Source organism: Aggregatibacter segnis ATCC 33393 (assembly GCF_000185305.1).
In the GTDB taxonomy this organism is placed as follows: Bacteria; Pseudomonadota; Gammaproteobacteria; order Enterobacterales; family Pasteurellaceae; genus Aggregatibacter; species Aggregatibacter segnis.
Window position 1 is genome coordinate 1552723 of record NZ_GL622200.1, and the last position, 25237, is coordinate 1577959.

The window sequence follows — 25237 nt, forward strand, 5'->3', positions numbered from 1 at the left end:
ATTAATTTTTCGCTGCCAGCCATTGCTGTTGAAGTGCAGTTAGTTTTTGACGATTTTCCAACCAACGGGGGGCACATTCCAGTTCCGGCCAAGTCAGTTTTTTGCGTTTGAATAGGCTTTGTAGGCGCTTTTGGCGCAACAAAAAGTGCGGTTGTTTTTCTGAGAGTTTTAAATTGTCTAAAACTTGGATAACACCGTCCCGTTCATTACAAAGGAGCAACAAATCGCAACCTGCGTTAAGCGCCTGTTCGCTACGCGCCACAAAATCGCCCATGAATCCTGCCCCTTTCATGCCAAGATCGTCAGAGAAAATGGCTCCGTTGAAATTCAGTTGAGCACGCAAGATGTCTTGTAACCAATATTTAGAGCCACTCGCCGGTTGGTTGTCACATTGCGAATAAATCACATGGGCCGGCATAATGGCTTGTAGCAGATTTTGTTCGATAAGTTGCTGGAACGGCTGAATATCGTGACTGAAAATAGTTTCCTGACTGCGATCATCATAAGGCGTCTCTAAATGAGAATCAGCAATCACATGACCATGTCCCGGAAAGTGTTTTCCCGTTGCAGCCATGCCAGCTTGATGCATACCGCGAATAAAATTGCTGGCTAAATTCACCGCACTTTTTATTTCACAACCAAAACTGCGATCGCCGATGGCTTTACATTGATGTCCAAGATCCAACACCGGCGCAAAGCTCAAATCGATATCAAGTGCGGTCATCTCTGCCGCCATTTGCCAGCCGGCTTCAAATGCCATCTTCCGTTGTTCAATAGGATCTTCAATCAGTGCGGAAAACGCCTGCATTGCAGGAAGTTGGGTGAAGCCGTCACGAAAACGCTGTACTCGCCCACCTTCTTGATCCACTGTAATCAACAAGGGCTTTTTCACCTTTTGTCGCACAGATTGAATCAACGCTTGTAATTGCGCACGGTCGTGAAAATTACGAGTAAAAAGAATCAATCCCGCCACGAGAGGGTGTTCCAATAATTCGATTTCTTCTTTTTCCAGCTCGTAACCGGCTAAGTCAATGAGTAGTGTAGACATTTTAGTTTAAGCGGAGATATAAGCGGTAATTGACGCTATTCGCCGTTGGTCGAGCCAATGTGAGCGGTTGTTTTTGCAGCGGTTGCAATGCCAACCTATGCCAAATAGCAGGCTCTTCAGCCGTCACGGTCACCCCGTGTTTGTCATACCAAAACAGACGGTAAGCCAAGTTGACCGGCTGTTCGGTTTTATTTTTGACCCAAGCACTGTCACGATCAACACTCGCTTCCAGCCTTTCTGCTGCTGGGGCTTCAATGTTTAAAATCGGGCTTTGCGTATTTAATAACGTCGGTGCCTTTGCGCTACATCCCGCTAAAAGTGCGGTCACAAAAAAAAGGGAAATAGACTTTTTCATTATTTATCCAACATTTTACCTAAAGGCTCACCGCCAACGAGATGCATATGTAAATGGAACACTTCTTGTCCGCCGTGTTTGTTACAGTTGACAATCAAACGATAACCGTCTTGCGCAATGCCTTCTTGTGCAGCAAGTTTAGCCGCAACCGTGAACAGACGACCTAAGGTCACTTCATCTTGTTCGGTCACATCGTTTACAGTTGGAATGAGCTTGTTTGGAATGATTAAAATATGGGTTTTGGCTTGTGGTGCAATATCGCGAAATGCGGTGACAAGTTCATCTTGATAAACGATATTCGCAGGAATTTCTTTGCGGATAATTTTGCTGAAAATAGTTTCTGCTGCCATGATTTTCTCCTTAAAAAATATTGCGTTTTGTGACCGCACTTTTTAACAGAAAACCACTAAAATAGCAATTTATCAGACCATCTTTGATGTCATCGAGAAAGGCTGTTTACTACACCGATCTAATTATTGACAAAGAACAAAATTCTCGCATTAAAAAGGAGAAATATTTTTACTTTGCGGGGGAAAGAAAATATAATTAACAAAGCTTATAAATTTTCAAATTTTTTTAAGTTTCTAGGTCTTTTTTTGTAATACAACGTTGCGAACGGCGGTATTTACTGGGTCAAATTATAAAAAAGGAATTCTGAAATGAATACCGAAACGTCCAAAACAACGTGTATGGTCTCTCCGGCAGAAATAAGCCAAATTGGCGAAGACGTCGGCGTTTATAAGGCCACTAAGAAACAGATTTTATCCTTTTTCTCTGCAATTCCGGCGGGCGCGTTTATCGCTTTAGCATTTGTTTTCTACACCACAACACAAACAGGAAATGTCGGTGCTTCGTGGGGATTAACCAAGTTGGTTGGCGGAATTGTATTCTCTCTTGGCGTGATTATGGTCGTGGTTTGCGGCTCTGAATTATTCACCTCATCAACCATGACAACTGTCGCCCGTGTAAGCGGACGAATTAGTAGTTTTCAAATGCTGCGAAATTGGATAGTGGTTTATTTCGGCAATTTCGTTGGCGCACTTTTTATTGTCTTTCTTATTTGGTTTGCAGGTCAAACAATGGCAGCCAATGGGCAGTGGGGACTCACTATTTTAACGACTGCTCAACATAAAATTCACCACACATGGTTTGAAGCTTTTTGTTTGGGGATCTTGTGTAATGTGATGGTGTGTATTGCCATTTGGATGACCTACGCAGGAAAAACATTAACAGATAAAGCATTTATTATGATTTTACCTATTGCTTTGTTTGTTGCCTCAGGATTCGAGCACAGTGTAGCGAATATGTTTATGATCCCAATGGGAATTATGACCGCACACTTTAGCGCCCCGGAATTTTGGCAAGCAATTAATATCGATCCTCAACAGTTCGCGGATTTAGATCTTTATCATTTTGTGGTGAAGAATTTAATTCCGGTGACATTGGGGAACATTGTTGGCGGTGGTTGTTGTATTGGATTGGCCTTATGGTCAATCAACCGACCTCATTAATCGGTTCACAAAAGGAAGGAAACCTAAGTCGTTCGTTTCCTTCCTAAACAGGTTTATTTTTATCAATAATCTAAAAGAGGAATGTTATGACTCAATTAACAGAAGCTCAACAAAAGGCTTGGGAAGGTTTTGTCGGTGGTGATTGGCAAAATGAAGTCAACGTGCGTGACTTTATCCAAAAAAACTATACACCGTATGAAGGAGATGAATCTTTCTTAGCCGATGCAACCCCTGCAACAACTGCGTTGTGGGATAAAGTCATGGAAGGAATCAAAATCGAAAACAAAACGCACGAGCCGTTAGATTTTGACACAGACAACCCATCAACCATCACTTCTCACAAACCTGGCTATATCAACAAAGAATTAGAAAAAATCGTTGGTCTTCAAACTGATGCCCCGTTAAAACGGGCCATTATGCCATACGGTGGTATCAAAATGGTTAAAGGCTCTTGTGAAGTTTATGGTCGTCAATTAGATCCTGAAGTAGAACATATTTTCACTGAATATCGTAAAACCCATAACCAAGGTGTGTTCGATGTATATACACCGGATATCCTTCGTTGCCGTAAATCAGGCGTGTTAACCGGTTTACCGGATGCTTACGGTCGTGGTCGTATTATCGGTGACTATCGTCGTTTAGCCGTTTACGGTATCGACTATTTAATGGCCGATAAGAAAAAACAATTCGACTCACTCCAAGCAAGACTAGAACGTGGTGAAGACATTCAAGCGACTATTCAGTTACGTGAAGAAATTGCTGAACAACATCGCGCATTAGGCAAAATGAAAGAAATGGCAGCCTCTTATGGTTTCGATATTTCTAACCCGGCGACTAACGCACAAGAAGCTGTTCAATGGACTTACTTTGCTTACTTAGCAGCGGTGAAATCACAAAACGGTGCGGCAATGTCTTTCGGTCGTATTTCTTCCTTCTTAGATATTTATATCGAACGTGATTTGAAAAACGGCAAAATCACCGAACAAGAAGCACAAGAATTAATCGACCACTTAGTCATGAAACTTCGTATGGTACGTTTCTTACGTACTCCTGAATACGATCAATTGTTCTCCGGTGACCCAATGTGGGCAACCGAAACCCTTGGTGGTATGGGCTTAGACGGTCGTACATTAGTGACCAAAAATAGCTTCCGTATTTTACATACCCTTTACACTATGGGCCCATCTCCGGAACCAAACTTAACTATCCTTTGGTCTGAAAAATTACCTGAAGCATTCAAACGTTACTGTGCCAAAGTGTCTATTGATACTTCCTCAGTACAGTATGAAAACGATGACTTAATGCGTCCGGATTTCAACAGTGATGACTATGCGATTGCTTGTTGTGTATCACCAATGGTAGTGGGTAAACAAATGCAATTCTTCGGTGCCCGTGCGAACTTGGCAAAAACCTTGCTATACGCAATCAACGGCGGTATCGATGAGAAAAACGGTATGCAAGTCGGTCCGAAAACCGAACCAATCAAAGATGAAGTGCTTGATTTCGACACCGTAATGACCCGCATGGACAGTTTCATGGATTGGTTGGCAACACAATATGTGACCGCCTTGAACATCATCCACTTCATGCATGACAAATATGCTTATGAAGCCGCATTAATGGCATTCCATGATCGTGATGTCTATCGCACTATGGCTTGCGGTATCGCAGGACTTTCCGTTGCAGCCGACTCTTTAGCTGCAATCAAATACGCGAAAGTCAAACCAATTCGTGGCGATATCAAAGATAAAGAGGGCAAGGTTGTGGCATCTAATGTCGCTATTGACTTTGAAATCGAAGGTGAATATCCGCAATTTGGTAACAACGACCCTCGCGTAGATGACATCGCCTGTGACTTAGTTGAACGTTTCATGAAGAAAATTCAAACCCACAAAACTTATCGCAACGCAACTCCGACACAGTCTGTACTTACTATCACTTCTAACGTGGTATATGGTAAGAAAACCGGTAATACACCGGACGGTCGTCGTTCTGGCGCACCATTCGGACCGGGTGCAAACCCAATGCACGGTCGTGACCAAAAAGGTGCGGTAGCGTCTTTAACTTCTGTGGCTAAATTACCATTTGCTTACGCGAAAGACGGTATTTCTTATACCTTCTCTATCGTACCAAATGCCTTAGGTAAAGAATACGAAGCACAAAAACGCAATCTTGCCGGTTTAATGGACGGTTACTTCCACCACGAAGCGGAAGTGGAAGGCGGTCAACACTTGAACGTTAACGTGATGAACCGTGAAATGTTGTTAGATGCGATGGAAAATCCGGAAAAATATCCGCAATTAACCATTCGTGTTTCCGGTTATGCCGTACGTTTCAACTCGTTAACCAAAGAGCAACAACAGGACGTTATCACCCGTACATTTACACAATCAATGTAATTTCGTGATAAAAGTGTGTTAATATTTCAGCCGCTTACCGCAAGGTAAGCGGTCTGATTTTTTTGGGGACATCCCAATTTTGTAAACATAGCTAGGTCATTAAAAACATTTACAAAAACGACCGCACTTTTAACGAATAACGTGACGATTTATTGAGGAATACATGTCAGTTGTAGGAAGAATCCACTCTTATGAATCCTGTGGCACCGTTGACGGCCCGGGCATTCGTTTTATTCTGTTTTTGCAAGGCTGCTTAATGCGCTGTAAGTATTGTCATAACCGCGATACTTGGGATTTGCATGGTGGCAAAGAAGTTACTGTGGAAGAACTGATGAAAGAAGTGGTCAGCTATCGTCATTTTATGAATGCGTCAGGCGGTGGTGTGACAGCTTCCGGTGGTGAGGCAATTTTACAGGCGGAATTCGTGCGTGATTGGTTCCAAGCCTGTAAAAAAGAAGGTATCAGCACCTGCTTAGACACTAACGGTTTTGTACGTCATTACGATCATGTGATTGATGAACTCATTGATGCAACAGATCTCGTTTTACTTGATTTAAAAGAGCTCAACGATCAAGTACATCAAAACCTTATTGGCGTTTCCAATAAGCGTACGCTCGAATTTGCCAAATATTTACAAAAACGTAACCAACCGGTTTGGATTCGTTATGTTGTCGTGCCGGGCTATACAGATTCTGACCATGACGTACATTTACTCGGTCAATTTATCGAAGGTATGACAAACATTGAAAAAGTAGAACTCCTTCCTTATCACCGTCTTGGCGCACATAAATGGGCAGCCATGGGGGAAAAATATGAATTGGAAGAGGTAAACCCGCCAACGAAAGAATCTCTAGAGCACATCAAAAACATCCTCGAAGGCTACGGTCATATCGTCAAATATTAAGTTGGATCGGGGCAACCCGATCTTCAAAAAACATTCCTTTTTATGACCGCACTTTTAAACCATAAATAAAACGCCTTTCACATTTACGCTACGTTAAAAGCGCACTACAATAATCTCTAATCTACTTCCTCAAGGATTTCTTATGCGCTACATTCTCATTGCGCTGTTTTTATGGAGCAGCTCTTTTGTTGCCGGCAAATACACCTATTCGATGCTAGATCCGGTGTTAATGGTACAAATGCGTCTGATCATCGCCAGCTTTATTGTTTTCCCGATGTTTGTACGAGTTTGGAAGCGTGTTCCCAAAACAGTTCGCCCACAAGTGTGGTGGCTTGGGTTTCTCAATTATCCGGCTATTTTCCTTTTACAATTCATCGGATTAAGCCATACATCTGCGTCCAGTGCCTCTACAATGCTCGGTTTAGAACCTTTCCTCGTGGTACTTATCGGACACTTTTTCTTCGGCGACAAAGCCAAAACACATCATTGGATCTTCGGACTCGTTGCATTTTTAGGCGTTGTATTATTAATTTATGGGGGAGAAGAAACCGGCAATATTAGCCTTTTCGGTTGCAGTTTAGTGTTACTCGCCGGCATCGTATTTGCAGCTTGTCTGCGCTGGACACAAAGAATTATTGTGCAACTGACCGCGCAAGTTTACACCACCAGTAGCATCGTGCTCGGCACCATTACTTGCCTCCCATTCACCCTATGGCTGACGCAAAGCTGGGAAATTCATTGGAACTGGCTGGGGCTCGCTGGGTTGCTGTATATCGGGATCGGTTGTAGTTGGCTTGCTTATTATCTATGGAATAAAGGCATTAACAGTGTTGATTCCAATCTCGCCGGCATTTTAGTTTCCCTAGAACCGGTATTTGCCATTATATTGGCCGTGTTATTACTCGGTGAAAACATCAGCCCGCTTTCTTGGTTAGGCATTTTAGCCGTCGTCAGTACTACCCTAATTTCCAGCATTTATCCGCGTTTGCTACGCCGTGCAAGTTAATCTGTAGGTTTATTAGCAACTCTCGGCTATTGTATTTCAAGAGGTATATAATGAATGGAATGAATATAGTAAATAAATAGCTAAACTAATTTAGTTAAATTCAGTACCAATAAATTTTTTACAATATATTCATCCGTTTTATTAAAACGCCTTAAAACGTTTTACTCATTTCTAAATAAATCCGATTTTTATCATAGCGATAAAATGGATGATTGCTGTCATTTTTTTGGTAAGACCAGGTAATTTTCGGCGTAATGCCCCAAAAATACACGTTACGATGCCATAAAGTGACATTAGTTTGATATTCGTTGTTTTTTTGACGAATGCCAAGTAAATCTTCACCTTTATAAGCCCGTCTTGCATAAGCGACAGAAAGACGACTGGAAATGCCCAACGGCCATTCTTGCACCCAACCTAAACGTACATTTTTACGTTGATAGGCGTTATCGAGATCACGCGTATTTTCGCGATTATAATCCGCACCAATATACCAATATTGTCCGCTGTAAGGCAAAAATAAGAGCGTATTCGACCACAAATAATTATTGCCATTTAAATGTTTACGCGAGGCATAACGTTGCTCACCATATTCAAGTGCGGTCGAAATTTGCCATGATTTATTGAGCCAATGAATCACATCAACACGCACACCGGAATTTTTAGAATATTGTTTCATGGCATCACTGCCGGAAGAACCGCCGGAATACCAACGTCGCTCAGTGAAAGACAGGAAAGAGAGTTCGGTATTTGCCGTGTGATAACCCAAACCGGCACCGATTCGAGCATTAAATTCGTTATATTTTTTGTTATCCCAATAATATTTGCCTTGCCCATCTAACACCAGTTTTGCAAAAAACTGATGAGGCAACGACCATTTTTTTTCGGCACCAACATAATAAGACAACCCATGCGCCTGTTCTCTCTCCCAAGCTTTCCACGCCCCAATACGGGTGCCCGCTTTGGGCGCATTATTAATATTGGATTCGTTTAAAAAACTGATACCACCGTTAATTTTCCACTGATCTCGTTGGTTAATCGCAATCAAATACTGGTCGATCATCTGCTGTGATGAAGTATCATTCACCTCCGCACGGAGTTTTTGGAACTGATCTTTCGCCGCTTCATTATCGTTATTCAAAAACAACGCATGGGCTAATTGATAACGCAACTGCAAAATTTCAGGACGTTTCGCAAATAATTCACGGTATTGTTGCACCGCCGATGCATAATCCCCTTGATGCGTTGCCATCATAGCTTCCCCCCAAGCCAGCAAAAACGGATCTTGTTGCGCCGGTTGTTGCTGCTGATATAACGGAAACAGCAATGCCACCACGTCCACATTATTTTGCAACAATGCAGGGATCAATCCGCGGATAATTAAATCAGGTCGTTTAGCAAGTTCTTCTTTCGTAATAGAAAGCGTATTTTCTTTTGAAGTAGATTCTTCCACTGTTTCATGTTGAGGCAATCGAGGGGTAGCAAGCTTTAATCGTTCTTCGGGTGAGGCGCTCTTCGGTGTAGCAACTTCTGCAGCCACCGAAATTGACACCAATGCACCAATCACACTAAAGAATAAGGGTAATTTCATCATATCGTTTTAACCGTATACTCAAAATAAATAAAGCAAGCACATGGCTTGCTTTATTGTTCATTATGGGAGATTACTGTTTCTTACCAGCAAAAGCAGCTCCCCAGGAATTGTCATTCCCTTTAGCTAAACCACCTAATTCAGCCGCGTTATTTCCATAAAACTTACCTTCAACTTTACCTTCTGAAGTAAATTGGGAAGATTTAGCCGTACCTTTAAAACTATTGCCTGAAATATCAGCATTTACGTTAATTGCAGACATTGAATTTGCGGTAATAGAACCACTAAGTTTTTTGCTATCAAAGTTCACAGTAAAGTTAGATTTTCCAGATACATAATCTTCATCATTAATATCAGCCCCAGAAATGATGCTATCTCCTTTGTAGGACACAGAACCGCTCTGAGGCATATTTTTTGTTGGAATGCCATTGTAGAAGATAATATCAGATTCTCCAGGGCCTTGGCTCATAACAGCACCAATACGAACATTTTCATATTTTCCACAGCAAACGTTTGTACCATTTACAATTTGCCAACCATCTGCATAAATTCCAGGATAAGCTAGTTTAATTCTACGCCCATCAATGCTTAATTCCTTTATATTTGAATCAGTAAGCACAACATTTTTAACTTGAACTTTGTCATCCTGACCTGAAATGACCAAAGCACCTCCTGTAGATTTTTCATCTGTACTTTGATTTTCTTTAGTCGTTTTTTTTCTCTGGTGTCGTCGGCTGTGACGGTACTGTAGGTTTAACAGATTCCGCTTGTTGTTTTTGAGTATTATTCACAGAAGAAGATGATGGTGAGCTATCACCACCGCCACTTCCACAAGCAGCCAAAGTTAACACGGCTAGTGTAGTTAAAGTGAATTTAACAATTGAGTTTTTCATAAATGATACCTTTAAGTTATAAGTAAATACCATGCTCAGAAGATTGAAAGAATAATCCTCAGGCCAAAGGGCGGCGAATCTTACCACATTGCCTAAAAGAAATACAGCTACTGCACCAACATTAATCCCATACAGCCTTTATCCGCCAACATTAGATCAGAAGCACCAAAAGTAAAAGGATAGTTATTAGAGGAGGTGTTATCGAATTTCACCAAAATAGTCACTGTGCCATTAATCAACACGCTGTCTTTCCAGCTGATTTCGCTTTCTTCCAACGCTTTACCGTTAATGGATTCCACAATAAATTTTACCCCTCGCAACGCAAATCCTACCGCGGCGGAAGCGGTTAACGTCCAACGTTCAACACTGCCTAGTTTTGCCGAAACATCTAAACGACGCGGGTCAAAACGGTTCCGGTTAATGGTGGCATTAGTGACATCCACATGAAATGCCCGTTCCTGTTGCACTTTAGCAGATAACAGACTTGGCGCATCGGTGGCAAATTGCCATGTTTGTTCTTTTTGTGCGAATGCACCGGCTAAGCTGTCCGGACGTAGTTCCAAAACCGTATTGTCAATTAACTCCCCTTCTGAACCGAAGAAATAACGAATGTTATCAATAAAATCACGTTTTTTCCCCACGATGAGAGAAACATTGTCGCCGTCATTCAAATCAACTAAAAGCTCAACACGCTCACTCGGTGCGACTTTGAGCACATTTAAGGTTTTGCCTTGTGGTAAAAAACCAAGATCTTGTGCAATCAATGTAAACGCCCGCTCATCCTCAAAACGAAGCTCATAAGTGCGGGAAAGAGACGCATTTAAAATGCGTAAACGCACCAAACCACGCGGTACATTGAAATAAGGAGCTTCCTGCCCATTGACTAACAATCGTTCACCAAGAAAAGTGCCTTGATTCTGCTGAAAAAGTTGTGCACCATCACTATTGAGTTGCATATCTTGCAAAATTAACGGGATGTCATCCACGCCATATTTCTGCGGCAATCCCAATTTAGTACTCTCTTTGTCCTCAATCAGCCACAAGCCGACCAAGCCACGATAAGTTTGATACGCTGAATTGGCAAGGGTGCAAGCATGATACCAACAGGTTGCCGGTGCCTGATTGATCGGAATAATCGGTGCCCAAGTTTCACCTTTTTGTAAATTTTTACCCACACCACCAATAAGTTCGCCCGATGCCTGTAAGCCTTGGATATTCATCGCAACAAATTGCGGTAAATTGTTTTTCCAATTCAGTTTGGCAAAATCATCTTTCTTAATTTTAATGGTTGGCCCTAAATAACTACCGTTAAAACCCCACACTTCGGTACGTTTTCCTGGCAATAACGGTGCTTGGGTATTTTGCATATTCAGAAAAATCGGCTTACCCCGTCGAACTTCAAAGAGTGGCGGAATTTTCAAAGCTGGGCGTGTTGCCGCCAATAACGGAGACGGCACAGCAAAAAGTGCGGTAGAAAATAACGTTGTTTTGAGTAGCTGACGACGGGAGCAATGTTTCATTTATGCCTGCTTATTCTCGTTTTTCTGTTCAATTGCTTTTTGTGCGATTTCATGGTCCAATTCAGCAATGCGATTTTGCATTACATCATGGCAATATTCCGCTAATTCACGCACATTTTCACGGCTGTAGCCGGACACATCAATAGGTTCCAGCATTTCACAAATCACCGTGCCATTATCCCAACGGTTTAAATCGATTTTATTGTGTGTTGTAGAGCAAACGACAGGCACAATGGGTACACCGGCGGCAATGGCGGCGTGGAATGCCCCAGTTTTGAACGGCAATAACCCGCGTCCGCGACTACGCGTTCCTTCCGGGAACATCCAAATGGACAGATTATCTTCATTAATACGACGAGCCAATTCCGACATGGTGTTATGCGCTTTAGAGCGGTTATCACGATCGAGAAAAATATTGCCCGTTGCCCAATATAAAATACCGAAAAACGGCACCCAAATCAGACTCTTCTTACCGACGCTAACTGTACGAGGCATGACCATGTAAGAAATGGTCACCATATCGTAGTTATTTTGATGGTTGCCGATATAAATGCAACGACCCACTTTATCGGCATTCGCCGGGAAACGATGTTCCACTTTCAAACCAAACAGTGGATGTAACCGACCAAACCAACGGGCAAAAATGCCCACATTACTCGGATTACGGAAACGAATGAAAGAATAAAGCGTGCCGAGGATACAAATAAGAATACAACAAATAACAATGATGAAAATTCTGGCGATTTTTAGCATGATAAAGCCCCTTAAAAATTTGCGTAAGTATAACGAAATTAGCTCGTTAAGTGTATTCATAACGATGAAATGTGCTAATCTAATCAAAAATTTTTTAATTGACTTTCTATGCAAAAAACCTATTTTATTGCGGATTTACATCTCTCCGAAAATCGACCGCACTTATTAGCCCTGTTTCGTCAATTTATGCAAGAACAAGCGCCAGAAGCAGAAAAACTCTATATTTTGGGCGATTTATTTGATTTTTGGATTGGCGATGATGAACAATCCGATCTCATCAGCGAAGTGCAACAGCTCATCAGACATCTGACAGAAAAAGGCGTGCCATGCTATTTTCAGCACGGTAACCGGGATTTTTTGATTGGCAAAAAATTTGCTAATGCGTGCGGACTGACGTTACTGCCAACGTATCAAGTCATTGATTTATATGGCACGCCCACCCTTTTATGTCACGGCGACACCCTTTGCGTGGACGATGTGAAATATCAACACTATCGCAAAAAAGTTCATCAAAATTGGCGCCAGTGGCTGTTCTTGCATTTACCGTTAAAAGTGCGGTTAAAAATCGCAGAGAAAATTCGCGCGAAAAGCCGCCAAGATAAACAATTAAAATCGACGGAAATCATGGATGTGAATGCCGCTTTTGTGCAGCAAATTTTTACACAATTTCATGTGACACAAATGATTCATGGGCATACGCATCGCCAAAAACACCATGAAATTCCACCGCACTTTCATCGTATCGTGCTGGGTGATTGGGGAGAAACATCTTCCCTTTTAGAAGTCACGCCCCATTCAATCGAATTTATTAATGATACATTAAGGAGAAAAAATGGCTGATCCGCATATTAAATCGCCGATGGATCGTTGGGATTACACAACAGTCATCATTTATCGTTTAGGCTTTGTCTTTGCCGTTCCAATGTTGTTTATGCTGCCTTGGTATCCCACAACAGCACACTTTGGTTTGCTTATCGCAGCGACCTTATGTGCCGCTTGCGTCCATTTATATATGAAAAACTTCCGTTATATTTTTCAATTTGCCATGTGGGTAGGGTTGCTATGCCAAGTTTTAGGTTTTCCGCAACTGGCGCTCGGTGCGGCATTTTTGGTCCTCGGCGGATTAAGTTATAAAGAATATTTTTGTTTCCGTGTCTTTGCACTAAATCTGCAACCAGTATTTTTTGCGCTTTTATGGTTTGCCTTATTATTCAATGCCACCTGGTTAAGCACTTTATTATGCTTTGTGACCGGTATTCTCATTTTGCTATTAAGCATTCAAAAATGGCGCATGCCGTTGCATTTTGATATTGGCGATAAAAGCAAATATCAGGTTTGATAAATTTCAGATAAAAAAATAGCCTACATCATGTAGGCTATTTTTATGCAAGAAAAAATTATTTCACGCGAGAAACGTATTCACCGGAACGGGTATCAACGCGAATCACTTCACCGATTTGTACGAACAATGGCACTTTCACCACAGCACCGGTGCTTAATGTTGCCGGTTTACCGCCGGTACCTGCGGTGTCGCCTTTAAGACCTGGGTCGGTGTCAACGATTTCTAATTCAACGAAGTTTGGCGGAGTTACCGTAATTGGCGCACCGTTCCATAATGTCACGATACAATCGGCTTGGTCTAATAACCATTTTTCTGCATCGCCTACCGCTTTTGCATCTGCAGAATATTGTTCAAATGTTTCTGGGTGCATAAAATACCAGAACGCATCGTCTTTATAAGAATAAGTTAAGTTTAAATCCATTACATCAGCAGCTTCAACAGAAGTACCGGATTTGAAGTTTACGTCCAATACTTTGCCGGAAATTAATTTACGAATACGGGTGCGGGTGAAAGCTTGACCTTTGCCGGGTTTAACGAACTCATTTTCAACGATCACGCAAGGCTCGCCGTCTTGCATAAATTTTAGACCTGGTTTGAAATCACTGGTAGTATATGTAGCCATATTATCCTCAAAAAAAGATTGTTTTTTAAAAGTGGCTATTCTACATCAAAACATCCCGATTAGAGAAGAACAAAGTTGGCTAACACATTTGGCAAACGGGATTTCCGATCCGAAAATTTTATTACAACACCTCGAACTCCCTCTTGAATCCTTCAAACAAGACATAGAAGCGCGCAAATTATTTGCCATGCGCGTGCCGCTGCCTTTTGTAGAAAAGATGGAAAAGGGCAATCCAAAGGATCCTTTGTTTTTACAAGTCATGTCTTCTGCGGATGAGTTTTTACAAGCCGAAGGATTTAGCAAAGATCCGTTGGAAGAACAAGAAGATAAAAACGTCGTCTCCAACATTTTGCACAAATACCATAATCGCTTGTTATTTATGGTAAAAGGGGGTTGCGCGGTGAATTGTCGCTATTGTTTCCGCCGTCATTTTCCTTATCAAGACAACAAAGGCACCAAACAAAATTGGCAAAAAGCGTTACAATATATTGCAGAACGCCCTGAAATTGAGGAAGTAATTTTTTCCGGCGGCGATCCGCTGATGGCAAAAGATCATGAGCTCGAGTGGCTGATAAAACACTTAGAAAACATACCGCACTTAAAGCGTCTCCGTATTCATTCCCGTTTGCCGGTCGTCATTCCACAACGGATAACCGATACATTTTGTCGGCTTTTAGCGCAAACCCGGTTGCAAAAAATTTTGGTCACCCATGTCAATCATGCCAATGAAATTGATGCGGATTTTGCCCATGCCATGGCAAAATTAAAGGATTGCGGCGTCGTTTTATTAAACCAATCGGTTTTACTCAAAAATGTGAATGATGACGCACTAATTCTGAAAACATTAAGTGACCGCTTATTTTCAGTGGGTATTTTGCCTTATTATTTGCATTTGTTGGATAAAGTCGAAGGCGCAACGCATTTTTATCTAGATGACGCCCGAGCCCTGAAAATTTATAAAGAATTACAACGCATTAGCTCCGGTTATTTAGTACCGAAACTTGCCCGAGAAATCGGTGGAGAACCGAATAAAACCTTATATTCGTCTTGATAAGACGGTATCAAAAAAGCAAAAGATGTTTTAGAATAGGCGCGATTTTTTACTTATCAATTTCTGTCGTAATAAATTCGATTTCTCACTTCGTTCATCACCGAAAAAAACGTTGAGAAAAACGACCGCACTTTACGGCAGATTATCATTCGTTAATCAGAGGTATATTGTGGATTCTGAAAAAATAACCCCGGAAAATGAAAATAATCCGGCGCAAAATGAATTGGATTTAGGTTTTAATCAAATGGAACCAATCACCCCGAAAAAACCGACAAAACCGGAACCATCCTTCTTTGAAAAAGCCAAAGGCATGTTCGCTAAAAAAGAACAAAAAAATACAGAAAATCAATTCGCTACTCGTAAAGAGCCGGTATTTGGTGATTCAGCCCCAGCAGATGTAGCTGTGGCAAGTGCAACGTCATCTGAAGAAACCATTATTGCAGAAGAAGCATCCCTCGAAACCACGAATGTGGTTGTCGACTCCGCAGCAACAAATGAAACAAAACCACAAACAGAAAGCGTAGAAAAACCGGTCGTCAGCCTTAAAAACCCTGAAACCTGGCCAATGTTAGCGATGCTACCGCAAAAACATCGTCGTCTTTTTGTCACCATTTTGGCCCTTGTGCTACTACTTATGTTCATTTTATGGATGAAACCAAGTTCAGATACAGTGCAATCTTATGAGCAACAAAGCAACAATGACGTACCGATTCAATTCCAACAATTAGATCAATCACAAGTGAATGAGCCAACGGTATTGGATAACCCAACGAATGCCGTTTCACAGCCAAATACCGCTGAAAATATTGTTCCTGCACAAAGCAATGAACCGATGGCAAATACCCCGGCAGCAGAACCTCAAGCAATGAATTCGGTTTCCGAAAATAAACCGGCGGAACAACCAAAAACCGTGGAACAGGCAAAACCACAAGAGATGGTCAAACCTCAAAGCACACCACATGAAACAGTGAAAAAACCGGAACCGGTGAAAACAAAAACGGCTGAAAAACCACAAAAAGTTGAGCCTAAAAATCAACCGGCAAAAGCTCAAAGTGCGAAAACCGAGAAACAAGTTGTTGAAATTTTAGAAGCGAAACCGGCAACGACTAAAACAGTTAATGCGAGTGCAGGAAGCAAAACTTTAGTCGTTCCACAAGGTGTCTCGTTAATGCAGGTATTTCGTAATAACAACTTGCCAATTGCTGATGTGAATGCCATGATAAAAGCCAATGGTGCCGGCAACGCGCTAAGTAGCTTCAAACCGGGCGATAAAGTTCAGGTAACTATCAATGCACAAGGTCGTGTTAACGAGCTTCGCCTTTCCAATGGCGCACGCTTTGTTCGCCAAGCTGACGGTAGCTACCAATTTAAAAAATAATCCGTAAAATTCAATAAGCGTAGTCAAAACTACGCTTATTCCATTTAGAAGGGTACACATTATGTTAAGAGCGAGCTTTATATTACTGATGTTACTGGGTATTGCTGCTTGCACCTCCAAGCCAATAGAACCTAAAGCCTCCGAAAAACCGCCACAGCCGGTTTTACAAAAAGCCACTCAAAAAGGGGAGATGAAGGAATACCTTTGCAAGGACGACAAAATCGTTCGTATCGTGTTTCACACTACCAAGCACAAAAAAAACAAAACGCGTTCCATCAGTTTAACGTTTAACAATGTAACCCATAAACTAAGCCCGACAATTGCGGAAAATGGGCGAAATTATGCAAACATTCATTGGGTGTGGTTAGAACGCAAAGATGTTTCCACCTTAAAAACCAGTGTTGGGGAAGTTCTCGCAGAACAATGTGTGCCACATTAATAGCGTGAAAACACCGTAAAAAACCACCGCACTTTTTCTTCAATAAGCCGGATAACCCGGTTTATTGAGTTTTAATCCCACACAAAAACTTTATTAAAAACGCCATTATGTCAACGCTGCCCCAAATCAAAAACGCCATTATGTGCGATCCGCAAAATCGCTCCTTCACCGAACGTGGTATTGAGCCGCTATTCTCCGCCCCGACAACTGCCCGCATAAACATTGTCGGACAAGCACCTGGCACCAAAGCAGAACAAACGCGTTTGTATTGGAATGACCAAAGCGGTGATCGCCTACGTGAATGGTTGGGTGTCGATCGTGAAGTGTTTTATCACTCCGGCTTGTTTGCGGTGATTCCGATGGATTTTTACTATCCGGGGAAAGGCAAATCAGGCGATCTGCCACCTCGCAAAGGCTTTGCAGAAAAATGGCATTCACAGATTCTGGCGGATTTACCTCATATTGAACTGACCATCTTGATCGGACAATACGCACAAAAATATTATCTGCCGCAGAACAAACTTAATGTGACAGAAACCGTAAAAAATTACCGAATATTTCTACCGCACTTTTTGCCGCTCGTGCATCCTTCCCCTCGCAATCAGTTGTGGTTGGCTAAAAATCCTTGGTTTGTGCAAGAAGTCATCCCGGCATTGCAACAACGGGTTAAACAAATCCTCGCCCCTTAAGTGATGTAAATAAGGCATACAAAAAAGCCTGTCAAATGACAGGCTTTTTACCAAACATTATTTTGCTTTCCTTTATTACACTTCAATGCCGTCAAAAAGTGCGGTACTTAAATAACGCTCTGCCGCAGACGGTAAAATCACCACAATCAGTTTATCTTTAAATTCAGGCTGTTTCGCCAAGCGATCAGCCGCAGCGACAGCCGCACCGGAAGAAATACCGGCAAGAATCCCTTCTTCTGCCATCAAACGACGGGCAGTCACGATCGCCGTTTCACTATCAATCGTTTCCACTCGATCAATTAAGGAAAGATCGAGGTTTTTCGGAATAAAGCCTGCGCCGATCCCTTGAATCTTGTGTGGACCCGGTTTAACTTCTTCACCGGCAAGAGTTTGAGTAATCACCGGTGATTCAGCCGGTTCTACGGCAACAGAGATAATTTGTTTACCATGATCTAATTTAATGGCACGGGAAATCCCGGTGATGGTACCACCAGTACCCACGCCGGCAACCAATACATCAATTTTGCCTTCAGTGTCTTTCCAGATTTCTGGACCGGTGGTTTTACGGTGAATTTCCGGGTTTGCCGGATTTTCAAACTGTTTTAACATCACATAACGACTTGGATCAGATGCCACAATTTCTTCTGCTTTGGCAATCGCGCCTTTCATGCCTTTAGCACCTTCGGTAAGGACTAAATTCACGCCCAAACCGCGCAATAAACGCTTACGCTCATTGCTCATAGTTTCCGGCATGGTGAGCGTAATTTTATAACCGCGTGCCGCTGCTACATAGGCCAAAGCAATACCGGTATTCCCGCTGGTCGCATCCACGATTTCTTTATCTTTCGTCAAAGAACCGTCTTTTTCTGCCTGCCAAACCATGTTCGCGCCGATACGGCATTTCACGCTAAAACTTGGGTTACGTCCCTCAATTTTTACCACGATATTGCCGTTGCCAAAATGTTTTAGACGCACCAACGGCGTATTGCCAATAGAATAAGAATTGTCGTTATAAATAGTCATACTGTTCTCCAAACCATAAGGAATATTTTATGGCGCTAGTTTTAACACGAGAATTCACAATAAAAAAATAGCTATTTTTTATAAATAATAACTAAAAGCTATTTAGTCACGATTTGTCCACCAACGGAATGAGCATGATGCAAGCTCATCTCCGTGCCGGTTTTGTCTTGCGAAGAGCGCTTAAATAAACGGCGATATTCATTCACCCACATTGCCGTTGCACCACACACCGCGACAGGAATAATCACTAAATTCACGATCGGTACAAACGTGCATAATGAAACCAAACCACCGAAAGTAACGGTTACATTACGCTTAATGGCTAATTCATTTTTCATTACGTCAAAAGGAATCTTGTGATTATCAAAAGGATAGTCACAATATTGAATTGCAAACATCCAAGCCGTAAATACAAAAGTGGCAATCGGAACCACGGTTTGCCCGAGTAACGGCACAAAACCTAATAAAAACAAGGCGATAATTTTAGGCAAACTATAAACCAACTTTTGCCATTCACGCCCTAACATACGAGGCACATCTTTCAGAAAATCCCATAAAGACATTTCCTGCAAATCTTCCCCTGTCAGCATTTTTTCGACTTTTTCTGCCAATAAGCCATTAAACGGTGCTGCGATAAAACCCGACAACGTCGTAAAAATAAAGTAAAACAGGATTAAAATCATCAAAATGGAAGCCAGCAATAAAATGCCGCTCAGCCACGCAAGCCAATCAGGAACATAGGACATAATGCCGTCAATATAACCGCCTATTTGACTCACAAACATCCAAAATAAGCCACCTAACAACAGTACGTTTAATAAAATAGGCAGGATCACAAAACGGCGTAACCCCTTTTGTAAAATTAAGTGCCAGCCCATCACAAAATATTCAAAACCGGCTTTTATTTCTTGCTCTTTCAACATCACGTTCTCCCCCAAGGAAAAGAGGCCCAGAATACAAAGTGCGGCGAAAAAAATCAAACGTTGTCTCTCATCAATTTTATAAAAATATGATAAGCTTACGCCCACTTATACATGAGTTTTACATGATGGGAGAGTCGGCAATGGATTTAAATACTATTTTGATTATCTTGGGGGTTATCGCCCTATTGGCATTGATTGCGCACGGCATTTGGTCAAACCGTCGCGAGAAATCCCAATATTTCAAAAACGCCAATACTTTTTCACAAAATCATCAACCCAATCGTTTTAATGCGCCGCAATCGGCACAACCGACAACAGAAACACCGATTGCCGACAAACCGGTGCATTCTTTTGTCGAAGAAACGCCTCCACAACAACAGGCATTGGATTTTGAAGCTACTGCCACATCAACCATAAGCGAGTCACACTCCATTGAACGTGCTGTGGATGAAATTAAAATTACCTTACCGAATGGCACCTCCAACACAACATTGAATAACGTTGAATCAACTGCGTCCTATTCCTTTCATGAACAACCGACACAACCTGTTCAACCCGTAATGACACAAGCTAATACGTCATTTCAATCTTATGATGAACAGTCTTCTTACGCTGAACCAAACACGGCTTCTCTGGCTGAAAGCAACTCACGTCAAACAGAAAACGAATATGTGACTCCAACCGTTTCATTAAACCAGGCAAATAAACAACACACGGCGACTAGCCAATCAATAACCTCTGCGGGGGAAATGATCTCAGACAATCAACGTACGCCTGACTTCATTATGTTATATGTAGTTGCGCCGGAAAATCGTGAATTTAACGGTGGACGCTTAGCACAAGCACTCGATGGCCTAGGTTTTATTTTTGGCGATCAGCATATTTATCATCGCCATTTGGATTTAACCGCTGCCAGCCCAGTATTGTTCAGCGTGGCGAATTTACAACAGCCCGGCACCTTTAATCCTTACGACATGGACAACCTGGTTACCGTCGGCATTGCCATTTTTATGCAATTACCTTCACCGGGCAATGACATCGTCAATCTGAAAACCATGATTCGCGCCGCCCGTAGTTTGGCGGATGAACTTGGAGGTTTTGTCCTCACGGATAAACAAGAAATTTTCAACGACCACGCCGAACAGGAATATTTGGCCAAAGTGGCTTAATTCATCACGCGGCTTAAAAACGTTTTTAAAAACGACCGTGCTTTTGGCTCGCTGAGCACCTGAAAAGTGCGGTCGTTTTTTCGATTATTTTTATGGAATAACAATGACAACTTCAATCCAACAACAAATTGACGACCTTAGAAAAACTCTGCGTTATCACGAATATCAATATCATGTGTTAGACGATCCGCAGATTCCCGACAGTGAATACGATCGCTTGTTTCATCAGCTCAAAGCCTTAGAACAACAACATCCCGAACTGATCACCGCCGATTCGCCGACCCAACGCGTGGGCGCGCGGCCGTTGTCAGAATTTGCGCAAATTAAACATGAACTTCCGATGCTCTCGTTAGATAACGCCTTTTCGGATGAGGAATTTCTGGCGTTCGTGAAACGCATTCAGGATCGTTTAGTCCTCGTGCCCGAGCCATTAACATTTTGTTGCGAACCTAAATTGGACGGATTGGCGGTCAGTATTTTGTATGTGAATGGTGTGCTGACCCAAGCGGCCACCCGCGGCGATGGAACAACAGGCGAAGACATTACACAAAACATTCGTACCATTCGCAACATTCCTTTGCAGCTATTAACGGACAATCCGCCAGCACGCTTGGAAGTGCGTGGCGAAGTGTTTATGCCGCACGACGGTTTCGAGCGTTTAAACGAACGCGCCTTGGAACAAGGCGAAAAAACCTTTGCTAACCCGCGTAATGCGGCGGCAGGTTCCTTACGCCAATTGGATCCGAAAATCACCAGTCAGCGCCCGCTCGTGTTCAATGCTTACAGCATCGGCGTCGCCCAAGGGATAGACTTACCGCCGACTCATTTTGAACGCCTGCAATGGTTGAAATCCATCGGCGTGCCGGTAAATAGCGAAATCCGTTTATGTGATGGCGTTGAAAACGTTTTAAATTTCTACCGCACTATGATGGAAAAACGCAGTTCCTTGGGTTATGACATTGACGGTACGGTATTAAAAGTCAATGACATCGAATTGCAACAAAGACTGGGCTTTATTTCCAAAGCACCGCGTTGGGCAATCGCTTACAAGTTTCCTGCACAAGAGGAACTGACAGTATTAAATGACGTGGAATTCCAAGTCGGTCGGACCGGTGCCATCACGCCTGTGGCTAAACTACAACCGGTATTCGTTGCCGGCGTAACGGTAAGTAACGCGACCTTACATAACGGCGACGAGATCGAGCGCCTCAACATTGCTATCGGCGACACGGTGATTATTCGTCGCGCCGGCGATGTGATTCCACAAATTATTGGCGTCGTACATGATCGCCGCCCGGCCAATGCGCGCCAAATTGTCTTTCCAACGCGCTGTCCGGTGTGCGATTCCTTAATTGTACGTATTGAAGGCGAAGCGGTGGCACGTTGCACCGGCGGGTTATTCTGTGCGGCACAACGCAAAGAAGCGCTAAAACATTTTGTCTCACGCAAAGCCATGGACATTGACGGCGTAGGTGCCAAACTGATTGAGCAGCTGGTAGATCGCGAATTGGTTCATACCCCCGCAGATTTGTTCAAGTTAGATTTAACCACACTCACCCGCTTAGAACGTATGGGGCCGAAGTCTGCTGAAAATGCGTTAGCCAGCTTAGAAAAAGCCAAGCACACGACCCTCGCCCGTTTTATCTTTGCATTGGGTATTCGTGATGTGGGTGAAGCCACCGCATTAAATCTGGCAAACCATTTCAAAACCTTAGAAGCGTTGCAAAATGCCGATTTAGAACAGTTGCAACAAGTGCCTGATGTGGGCGAGGTAGTAGCAAATCGCATTTTTGTGTTCTGGCGTGAAGAACACAATGTTGCGGTGGTGAATGATCTCATCGCTCAAGGCGTGCATTGGGAAACTGTTGAAGTGCAGGACGTGAAAGAAAATCCGTTCAAAGGCAAAACTGTGGTGCTCACCGGCACCCTTTCCCAAATGGGACGCAACGACGCCAAAGCACTACTACAACAACTCGGTGCCAAAGTCAGTGGCAGTGTTTCAGCCAAAACCGACTATGTTATCGCCGGTGAAGCGGCAGGCTCCAAACTCAGCAAAGCAGCAGAATTAGGCGTGCAGGTGTTAAGTGAGGAGGAGTTTTTGGCGTGGGTTAATGGATAAAGTGTAAAGACAAAAAATAAGGACAGGCATAAAGCCTGTCCCTAAAAAAACAACCGCACTTTGAAACCATCTATTCAGCCATGCGTTCTTTATAATGCAATCGGCAGACCGATAAATAACTGTCGTTGCCACCAATTTGAATTTGATCCCCTTGTTTGACGACCTCGCCTTGTTCATTTAAACGCAATACGAAATTGGCTTTACGTCCGCAATAGCAAATGGTTTTAAGCTCTTCCAACTGATCCGCCCATGCCAACAAATAGCGACTCCCTTCAAAAAGTTCTGCTTGGAAGTCGGTGCGCAAACCATAACATAAAACAGGAATTTTCAGTTTATCCACCACATCGCTCAGTTGATACACTTGTGCTTTGGTTAAAAACTGTGCTTCATCCACCAAAATACAATGCAACGGCTCTTTCGTTACGTGTTGTTGAATTTCTGCAAATAAATCCGTGTCACGTGCGAAGGTGTTCGCCTGTTCACTGATCCCAATACGCGAAGTCACGCGCCCAGCGCCGAAACGATCATCAATCGCCGCCGTATAAACCAGCGTGTTCATATTGCGTTCACGGTAGTTATAGGAAGATTGCAGCAAAGTTGTCGATTTTCCCGCATTCATGGTGGAATAATAAAAATACAACTTAGCCATTATTTAAGCACCCATTTCCAAAAGTAATAGCAGATAAAACCGGTTAACGGCGGTAACGAGGCGAGAATAAAAACACCGATAGTGGTTCGCCCGCCTGCCATTTGGCCAATCTCTGTTAAGAAATCGATAAGCTCATTTGTCGGCGTGGTAAATACAAAAAAGCCAATAATTGCCAACATAACGAAGCAGCCGATGCCGGCGGCTCGCATTGCTCTAAATTTAATGTTGTCCATAATGTTTCCTTAACTGAAGCGCGGTCAAAAAACGTTTAAATTTTTGACCGCACTTTGATTTAATATCGAATTAAACGGCAGTTAATTCGGTCATTGCCCAGCGCGGACGCACTTCGATGGCAAGATCTTGTTGCTGCCCTTGTTTTAAACGTAGAAAACCGGCATAGGCAATCATGGCGCCGTTATCGGTACAAAATTGCGGTTGCGGATAATACACTTTGCCGCCCAATTGTTGCATCAGCTCCGCCAAGGTTTGGCGCAACTGTTTATTGGCACTGACGCCGCCGGCAATCACCAAACGCTTTAAGCCCGTTTGTTTTAACGCACGCTTACATTTAATGGCTAACGTGTCCACCACCGCCTCTTGGAATGCATAGGCAATATCTGCTTTGCTTTGCTCGGTTAACTCCCCTTCTTCTTGCATCACTTGATGAAACGTATTGGCGGCAAAGGTTTTTAAACCGGAAAAACTAAAATCCAATCCGGGACGATCGGTCATTGGGCGTGGAAAGGCAAAACGATTCGGCGTACCATTTGAAGCTAAACGAGCTAATGCCGCCCCGCCGGGATAATCTAATCCGAGTAATTTTGCCGTTTTGTCAAACGCTTCCCCGGCGGCATCATCAATAGATTCGCCTAATAATTCGTAGCGTCCAACGCCGTCCACACGCACCAATTGAGTATGCCCGCCGGACACCAACAACGCCACAAAAGGAAAGTGCGGTGGATTTTCTTCCAGCATGGGTGCCAGTAAATGCCCTTCCATATGATGTACACCAATAGCAGGGATATTCCATGCGTACGCCAAAGATCGCGCTACGGTTGATCCCACTAACAACGCGCCAACCAAGCCGGGACCGCTTGTATAGGCCACGCCGTCAATGTCTTTTGCAGTAAGATTGGCTTCTTGTAAGGCGGCTTGTAATAATGGCGCTAATTTCCGAATATGATCGCGTGAGGCCAGTTCCGGCACAACGCCGCCGTAATCGGCATGTAGCGCAATTTGCGTATGAAGTTGATTAGCAATCAAGCCTTTCTCTTCGTCATAAATGGCAACGCCCGTTTCATCACAAGACGTTTCAATGCCTAAAATTCGCATTTGTGTTCTCTTTATATGGGATTTAATTGGGGCGAATTTTACCCTTTTTACAAGGGTTTAACCAGTTTATCAAAACGGATTTCAGGAAAAGGTGAATCTTCCCTTTACTTTTCCTGTGAAGTTGGATTAAAATTGCGATCTTTATTGAATCTGCCACGACTTGTGGCAACAAGTAAAATTTAAATTGCAATTAAATTAATTAAACTCATTGAGGTGATTGGCTTATGCCTGTAATTAAAGTTCGTGAAAATGAATCCTTTGACGTAGCATTACGTCGTTTCAAACGCTCTTGCGAAAAAGCTGGTATCTTAGCAGAAGTTCGTGCTCGTGAATTCTACGAAAAACCAACGACAATTCGTAAACGTGAAAATGCAACTCGCGCAAAACGTCATGCAAAACGCGTTGCTCGTGAAAACGCTCGTAATACACGTTTATACTAATTAGCAGTATTTTTAACTCGAGTTATAAAAACCGTGAATCTTCCTAGGCTCACGGTTTTATTTTCTCTCAATCTCATCAGTTAG

Annotated in this window: 27 protein-coding genes; 13 read left to right on the top strand and 14 right to left on the bottom strand. The window is 42.8% G+C overall.

Going from position 1 to position 25237, the window contains the following annotated elements; genetic code table 11:
* Window position 1: 1 nt before the first annotated feature.
* The 3 genes from nagZ to hinT are packed head-to-tail and all read right to left on the bottom strand — an operon-like array spanning window position 2 to window position 1753.
* Window positions 2-1048 (bottom strand): beta-N-acetylhexosaminidase, encoded by a 1047-nt coding sequence (gene nagZ / locus HMPREF9064_RS02220; RefSeq protein WP_006719201.1) that lies wholly within the window; start codon window positions 1046-1048, stop codon window positions 2-4.
* A gap of 1 nt (window position 1049) precedes the next feature.
* Window positions 1050-1403, bottom strand: a complete 354-nt coding sequence (locus HMPREF9064_RS02215) for a YcfL family protein (RefSeq protein WP_006719203.1) — start codon at window positions 1401-1403, stop codon at window positions 1050-1052.
* On the bottom strand, window positions 1403-1753 hold the full coding sequence (gene hinT / locus HMPREF9064_RS02210) for a purine nucleoside phosphoramidase (protein WP_032997967.1): 351 nt from the start codon (window positions 1751-1753) through the stop codon (window positions 1403-1405). The genes HMPREF9064_RS02215 and hinT overlap by 1 nt, the downstream gene beginning before the upstream one ends.
* 309 nt (window positions 1754-2062) lie before the next feature.
* On the opposite strand from hinT, the gene focA reads away from it, so the two are divergent.
* From focA to HMPREF9064_RS02190, 4 genes are all read left to right on the top strand, one after another.
* Window positions 2063-2914 carry a formate transporter FocA gene (gene focA, locus HMPREF9064_RS02205; protein WP_006719205.1) on the top strand — a complete coding sequence of 284 codons (852 nt, stop codon included), beginning with the start codon at window positions 2063-2065 and terminating at the stop codon, window positions 2912-2914.
* A gap of 86 nt (window positions 2915-3000) precedes the next feature.
* A complete protein-coding gene (pflB, locus tag HMPREF9064_RS02200) occupies window positions 3001-5313 on the top strand; it encodes a formate C-acetyltransferase (RefSeq protein ID WP_006719206.1) in 2313 nt (770 codons plus the stop codon).
* Window positions 5314-5476: 163 nt separating this feature from the next.
* The gene (gene pflA / locus HMPREF9064_RS02195) at window positions 5477-6217 is read left to right on the top strand and encodes a pyruvate formate lyase 1-activating protein (protein ID WP_006719207.1); all 741 of its coding nucleotides are present in this window, start codon (window positions 5477-5479) and stop codon (window positions 6215-6217) included.
* A 142-nt stretch (window positions 6218-6359) separates the two neighbouring features.
* Window positions 6360-7223 carry a DMT family transporter gene (locus HMPREF9064_RS02190; protein WP_006719208.1) on the top strand — a complete coding sequence of 288 codons (864 nt, stop codon included), beginning with the start codon at window positions 6360-6362 and terminating at the stop codon, window positions 7221-7223.
* A gap of 151 nt (window positions 7224-7374) precedes the next feature.
* Here the strand turns inward: HMPREF9064_RS02190 and HMPREF9064_RS02185 are convergent, their stop codons facing one another.
* The 5 genes from HMPREF9064_RS02185 to HMPREF9064_RS02175 form a co-directional block, all read right to left on the bottom strand.
* Entirely contained in the window at window positions 7375-8814 is a 1440-nt protein-coding gene (locus tag HMPREF9064_RS02185; RefSeq protein ID WP_006719209.1) for a surface lipoprotein assembly modifier, read from the bottom strand.
* Between the two features lie 70 nt (window positions 8815-8884).
* Window positions 8885-9475, bottom strand: coding sequence for a Slam-dependent surface lipoprotein (locus HMPREF9064_RS09635; RefSeq protein ID WP_006719210.1), 591 nt, complete (start codon window positions 9473-9475; stop codon window positions 8885-8887).
* Between the two features lie 40 nt (window positions 9476-9515).
* Window positions 9516-9704, bottom strand: coding sequence for a hypothetical protein (locus HMPREF9064_RS09935; RefSeq protein ID WP_006719211.1), 189 nt, complete (start codon window positions 9702-9704; stop codon window positions 9516-9518).
* A 107-nt stretch (window positions 9705-9811) separates the two neighbouring features.
* Window positions 9812-11224, bottom strand: coding sequence for a multicopper oxidase domain-containing protein (locus tag HMPREF9064_RS02180; protein ID WP_006719212.1), 1413 nt, complete (start codon window positions 11222-11224; stop codon window positions 9812-9814).
* Window positions 11225-11977: a 1-acylglycerol-3-phosphate O-acyltransferase gene (locus tag HMPREF9064_RS02175; RefSeq protein WP_032997968.1), complete on the bottom strand. Its 753-nt coding sequence runs from the start codon at window positions 11975-11977 to the stop codon at window positions 11225-11227.
* A 108-nt stretch (window positions 11978-12085) separates the two neighbouring features.
* Between HMPREF9064_RS02175 and lpxH the strand changes: the two genes are divergently transcribed.
* Both lpxH and HMPREF9064_RS02165 read left to right on the top strand, forming a co-directional pair.
* A complete protein-coding gene (lpxH, locus tag HMPREF9064_RS02170) occupies window positions 12086-12817 on the top strand; it encodes a UDP-2,3-diacylglucosamine diphosphatase (protein WP_006719215.1) in 732 nt (243 codons plus the stop codon).
* Window positions 12810-13316, top strand: coding sequence for a DUF2301 domain-containing membrane protein (locus HMPREF9064_RS02165; protein ID WP_006719216.1), 507 nt, complete (start codon window positions 12810-12812; stop codon window positions 13314-13316). The genes lpxH and HMPREF9064_RS02165 overlap by 8 nt, the downstream gene beginning before the upstream one ends.
* A gap of 58 nt (window positions 13317-13374) precedes the next feature.
* Here the strand turns inward: HMPREF9064_RS02165 and efp are convergent, their stop codons facing one another.
* Complete coding sequence (efp, locus tag HMPREF9064_RS02160) at window positions 13375-13941, bottom strand: elongation factor P (protein WP_005544066.1); 567 nt, start codon at window positions 13939-13941, stop codon at window positions 13375-13377.
* A gap of 31 nt (window positions 13942-13972) precedes the next feature.
* Between efp and epmB the strand changes: the two genes are divergently transcribed.
* The 4 genes from epmB (at window position 13973) to HMPREF9064_RS02140 (ending at window position 17498) form a co-directional block, all read left to right on the top strand.
* The gene (gene epmB, locus HMPREF9064_RS02155; protein ID WP_006719219.1) at window positions 13973-14992 is read left to right on the top strand and encodes an EF-P beta-lysylation protein EpmB; all 1020 of its coding nucleotides are present in this window, start codon (window positions 13973-13975) and stop codon (window positions 14990-14992) included.
* 169 nt (window positions 14993-15161) lie between these two features.
* Complete coding sequence (gene oapA, locus HMPREF9064_RS02150) at window positions 15162-16370, top strand: opacity-associated protein OapA (protein ID WP_032997970.1); 1209 nt, start codon at window positions 15162-15164, stop codon at window positions 16368-16370.
* A 61-nt stretch (window positions 16371-16431) separates the two neighbouring features.
* Entirely contained in the window at window positions 16432-16809 is a 378-nt protein-coding gene (locus tag HMPREF9064_RS02145) for an MliC family protein (protein WP_006719221.1), read from the top strand.
* A gap of 107 nt (window positions 16810-16916) precedes the next feature.
* Window positions 16917-17498, top strand: a complete 582-nt coding sequence (locus HMPREF9064_RS02140; RefSeq protein ID WP_006719222.1) for a uracil-DNA glycosylase family protein — start codon at window positions 16917-16919, stop codon at window positions 17496-17498.
* A gap of 75 nt (window positions 17499-17573) precedes the next feature.
* Here the strand turns inward: HMPREF9064_RS02140 and cysK are convergent, their stop codons facing one another.
* Together cysK and cysZ are read right to left on the bottom strand one after the other, a co-directional pair.
* Window positions 17574-18521, bottom strand: a complete 948-nt coding sequence (cysK, locus tag HMPREF9064_RS02135) for a cysteine synthase A (protein WP_006719223.1) — start codon at window positions 18519-18521, stop codon at window positions 17574-17576.
* Between the two features lie 98 nt (window positions 18522-18619).
* Window positions 18620-19444: a sulfate transporter CysZ gene (cysZ, locus tag HMPREF9064_RS02130; RefSeq protein WP_032997972.1), complete on the bottom strand. Its 825-nt coding sequence runs from the start codon at window positions 19442-19444 to the stop codon at window positions 18620-18622.
* Window positions 19445-19584: 140 nt separating this feature from the next.
* Here cysZ and zipA point away from each other — a divergent pair, with 140 nt between their 5' ends.
* Window positions 19585-20613: a cell division protein ZipA gene (gene zipA, locus HMPREF9064_RS02125; protein ID WP_032997975.1), complete on the top strand. Its 1029-nt coding sequence runs from the start codon at window positions 19585-19587 to the stop codon at window positions 20611-20613.
* Between the two features lie 103 nt (window positions 20614-20716).
* On the top strand, window positions 20717-22732 hold the full coding sequence (ligA, locus tag HMPREF9064_RS02120) for an NAD-dependent DNA ligase LigA (RefSeq protein WP_006719227.1): 2016 nt from the start codon (window positions 20717-20719) through the stop codon (window positions 22730-22732).
* Window positions 22733-22802: 70 nt separating this feature from the next.
* Here the strand turns inward: ligA and HMPREF9064_RS02115 are convergent, their stop codons facing one another.
* From HMPREF9064_RS02115 to tsaD, 3 genes are all read right to left on the bottom strand, one after another.
* Window positions 22803-23381 (bottom strand): thymidine kinase, encoded by a 579-nt coding sequence (locus HMPREF9064_RS02115; protein WP_006719228.1) that lies wholly within the window; start codon window positions 23379-23381, stop codon window positions 22803-22805.
* Window positions 23381-23614 carry a hypothetical protein gene (locus tag HMPREF9064_RS02110; RefSeq protein ID WP_006719229.1) on the bottom strand — a complete coding sequence of 78 codons (234 nt, stop codon included), beginning with the start codon at window positions 23612-23614 and terminating at the stop codon, window positions 23381-23383. The genes HMPREF9064_RS02115 and HMPREF9064_RS02110 overlap by 1 nt, the downstream gene beginning before the upstream one ends.
* A 70-nt stretch (window positions 23615-23684) precedes the next feature.
* A complete protein-coding gene (gene tsaD, locus HMPREF9064_RS02105; protein ID WP_006719230.1) occupies window positions 23685-24713 on the bottom strand; it encodes a tRNA (adenosine(37)-N6)-threonylcarbamoyltransferase complex transferase subunit TsaD in 1029 nt (342 codons plus the stop codon).
* 224 nt (window positions 24714-24937) lie between these two features.
* Here tsaD and rpsU point away from each other — a divergent pair, with 224 nt between their 5' ends.
* Entirely contained in the window at window positions 24938-25153 is a 216-nt protein-coding gene (rpsU, locus tag HMPREF9064_RS02100; RefSeq protein ID WP_005701713.1) for a 30S ribosomal protein S21, read from the top strand.
* The last annotated feature ends 84 nt before the right edge of the window (window positions 25154-25237 follow it).

Coding starts and splice junctions, on each gene's coding strand:
- zipA (WP_032997975.1), top strand. CDS start 19,585: ATGGATTTAAATACTATTTTGATTATCTTGGGGGTTATCGCCCTATTG.
- HMPREF9064_RS02145 (WP_006719221.1), top strand. CDS start 16,432: ATGTTAAGAGCGAGCTTTATATTACTGATGTTACTGGGTATTGCTGCT.
- rpsU (WP_005701713.1), top strand. CDS start 24,938: ATGCCTGTAATTAAAGTTCGTGAAAATGAATCCTTTGACGTAGCATTA.
- cysZ (WP_032997972.1), bottom strand. CDS start 19,444: ATGTTGAAAGAGCAAGAAATAAAAGCCGGTTTTGAATATTTTGTGATG.
- pflA (WP_006719207.1), top strand. CDS start 5,477: ATGTCAGTTGTAGGAAGAATCCACTCTTATGAATCCTGTGGCACCGTT.
- HMPREF9064_RS02110 (WP_006719229.1), bottom strand. CDS start 23,614: ATGGACAACATTAAATTTAGAGCAATGCGAGCCGCCGGCATCGGCTGC.
- HMPREF9064_RS02175 (WP_032997968.1), bottom strand. CDS start 11,977: ATGCTAAAAATCGCCAGAATTTTCATCATTGTTATTTGTTGTATTCTT.
- HMPREF9064_RS02185 (WP_006719209.1), bottom strand. CDS start 8,814: ATGATGAAATTACCCTTATTCTTTAGTGTGATTGGTGCATTGGTGTCA.
- focA (WP_006719205.1), top strand. CDS start 2,063: ATGAATACCGAAACGTCCAAAACAACGTGTATGGTCTCTCCGGCAGAA.
- cysK (WP_006719223.1), bottom strand. CDS start 18,521: ATGACTATTTATAACGACAATTCTTATTCTATTGGCAATACGCCGTTG.
- lpxH (WP_006719215.1), top strand. CDS start 12,086: ATGCAAAAAACCTATTTTATTGCGGATTTACATCTCTCCGAAAATCGA.
- HMPREF9064_RS02190 (WP_006719208.1), top strand. CDS start 6,360: ATGCGCTACATTCTCATTGCGCTGTTTTTATGGAGCAGCTCTTTTGTT.
- HMPREF9064_RS02140 (WP_006719222.1), top strand. CDS start 16,917: ATGTCAACGCTGCCCCAAATCAAAAACGCCATTATGTGCGATCCGCAA.
- hinT (WP_032997967.1), bottom strand. CDS start 1,753: ATGGCAGCAGAAACTATTTTCAGCAAAATTATCCGCAAAGAAATTCCT.
- HMPREF9064_RS02115 (WP_006719228.1), bottom strand. CDS start 23,381: ATGGCTAAGTTGTATTTTTATTATTCCACCATGAATGCGGGAAAATCG.
- nagZ (WP_006719201.1), bottom strand. CDS start 1,048: ATGTCTACACTACTCATTGACTTAGCCGGTTACGAGCTGGAAAAAGAA.
- efp (WP_005544066.1), bottom strand. CDS start 13,941: ATGGCTACATATACTACCAGTGATTTCAAACCAGGTCTAAAATTTATG.
- HMPREF9064_RS02165 (WP_006719216.1), top strand. CDS start 12,810: ATGGCTGATCCGCATATTAAATCGCCGATGGATCGTTGGGATTACACA.
- HMPREF9064_RS02215 (WP_006719203.1), bottom strand. CDS start 1,403: ATGAAAAAGTCTATTTCCCTTTTTTTTGTGACCGCACTTTTAGCGGGA.
- pflB (WP_006719206.1), top strand. CDS start 3,001: ATGACTCAATTAACAGAAGCTCAACAAAAGGCTTGGGAAGGTTTTGTC.
- ligA (WP_006719227.1), top strand. CDS start 20,717: ATGACAACTTCAATCCAACAACAAATTGACGACCTTAGAAAAACTCTG.
- HMPREF9064_RS02180 (WP_006719212.1), bottom strand. CDS start 11,224: ATGAAACATTGCTCCCGTCGTCAGCTACTCAAAACAACGTTATTTTCT.
- tsaD (WP_006719230.1), bottom strand. CDS start 24,713: ATGCGAATTTTAGGCATTGAAACGTCTTGTGATGAAACGGGCGTTGCC.
- HMPREF9064_RS09935 (WP_006719211.1), bottom strand. CDS start 9,704: ATGAAAAACTCAATTGTTAAATTCACTTTAACTACACTAGCCGTGTTA.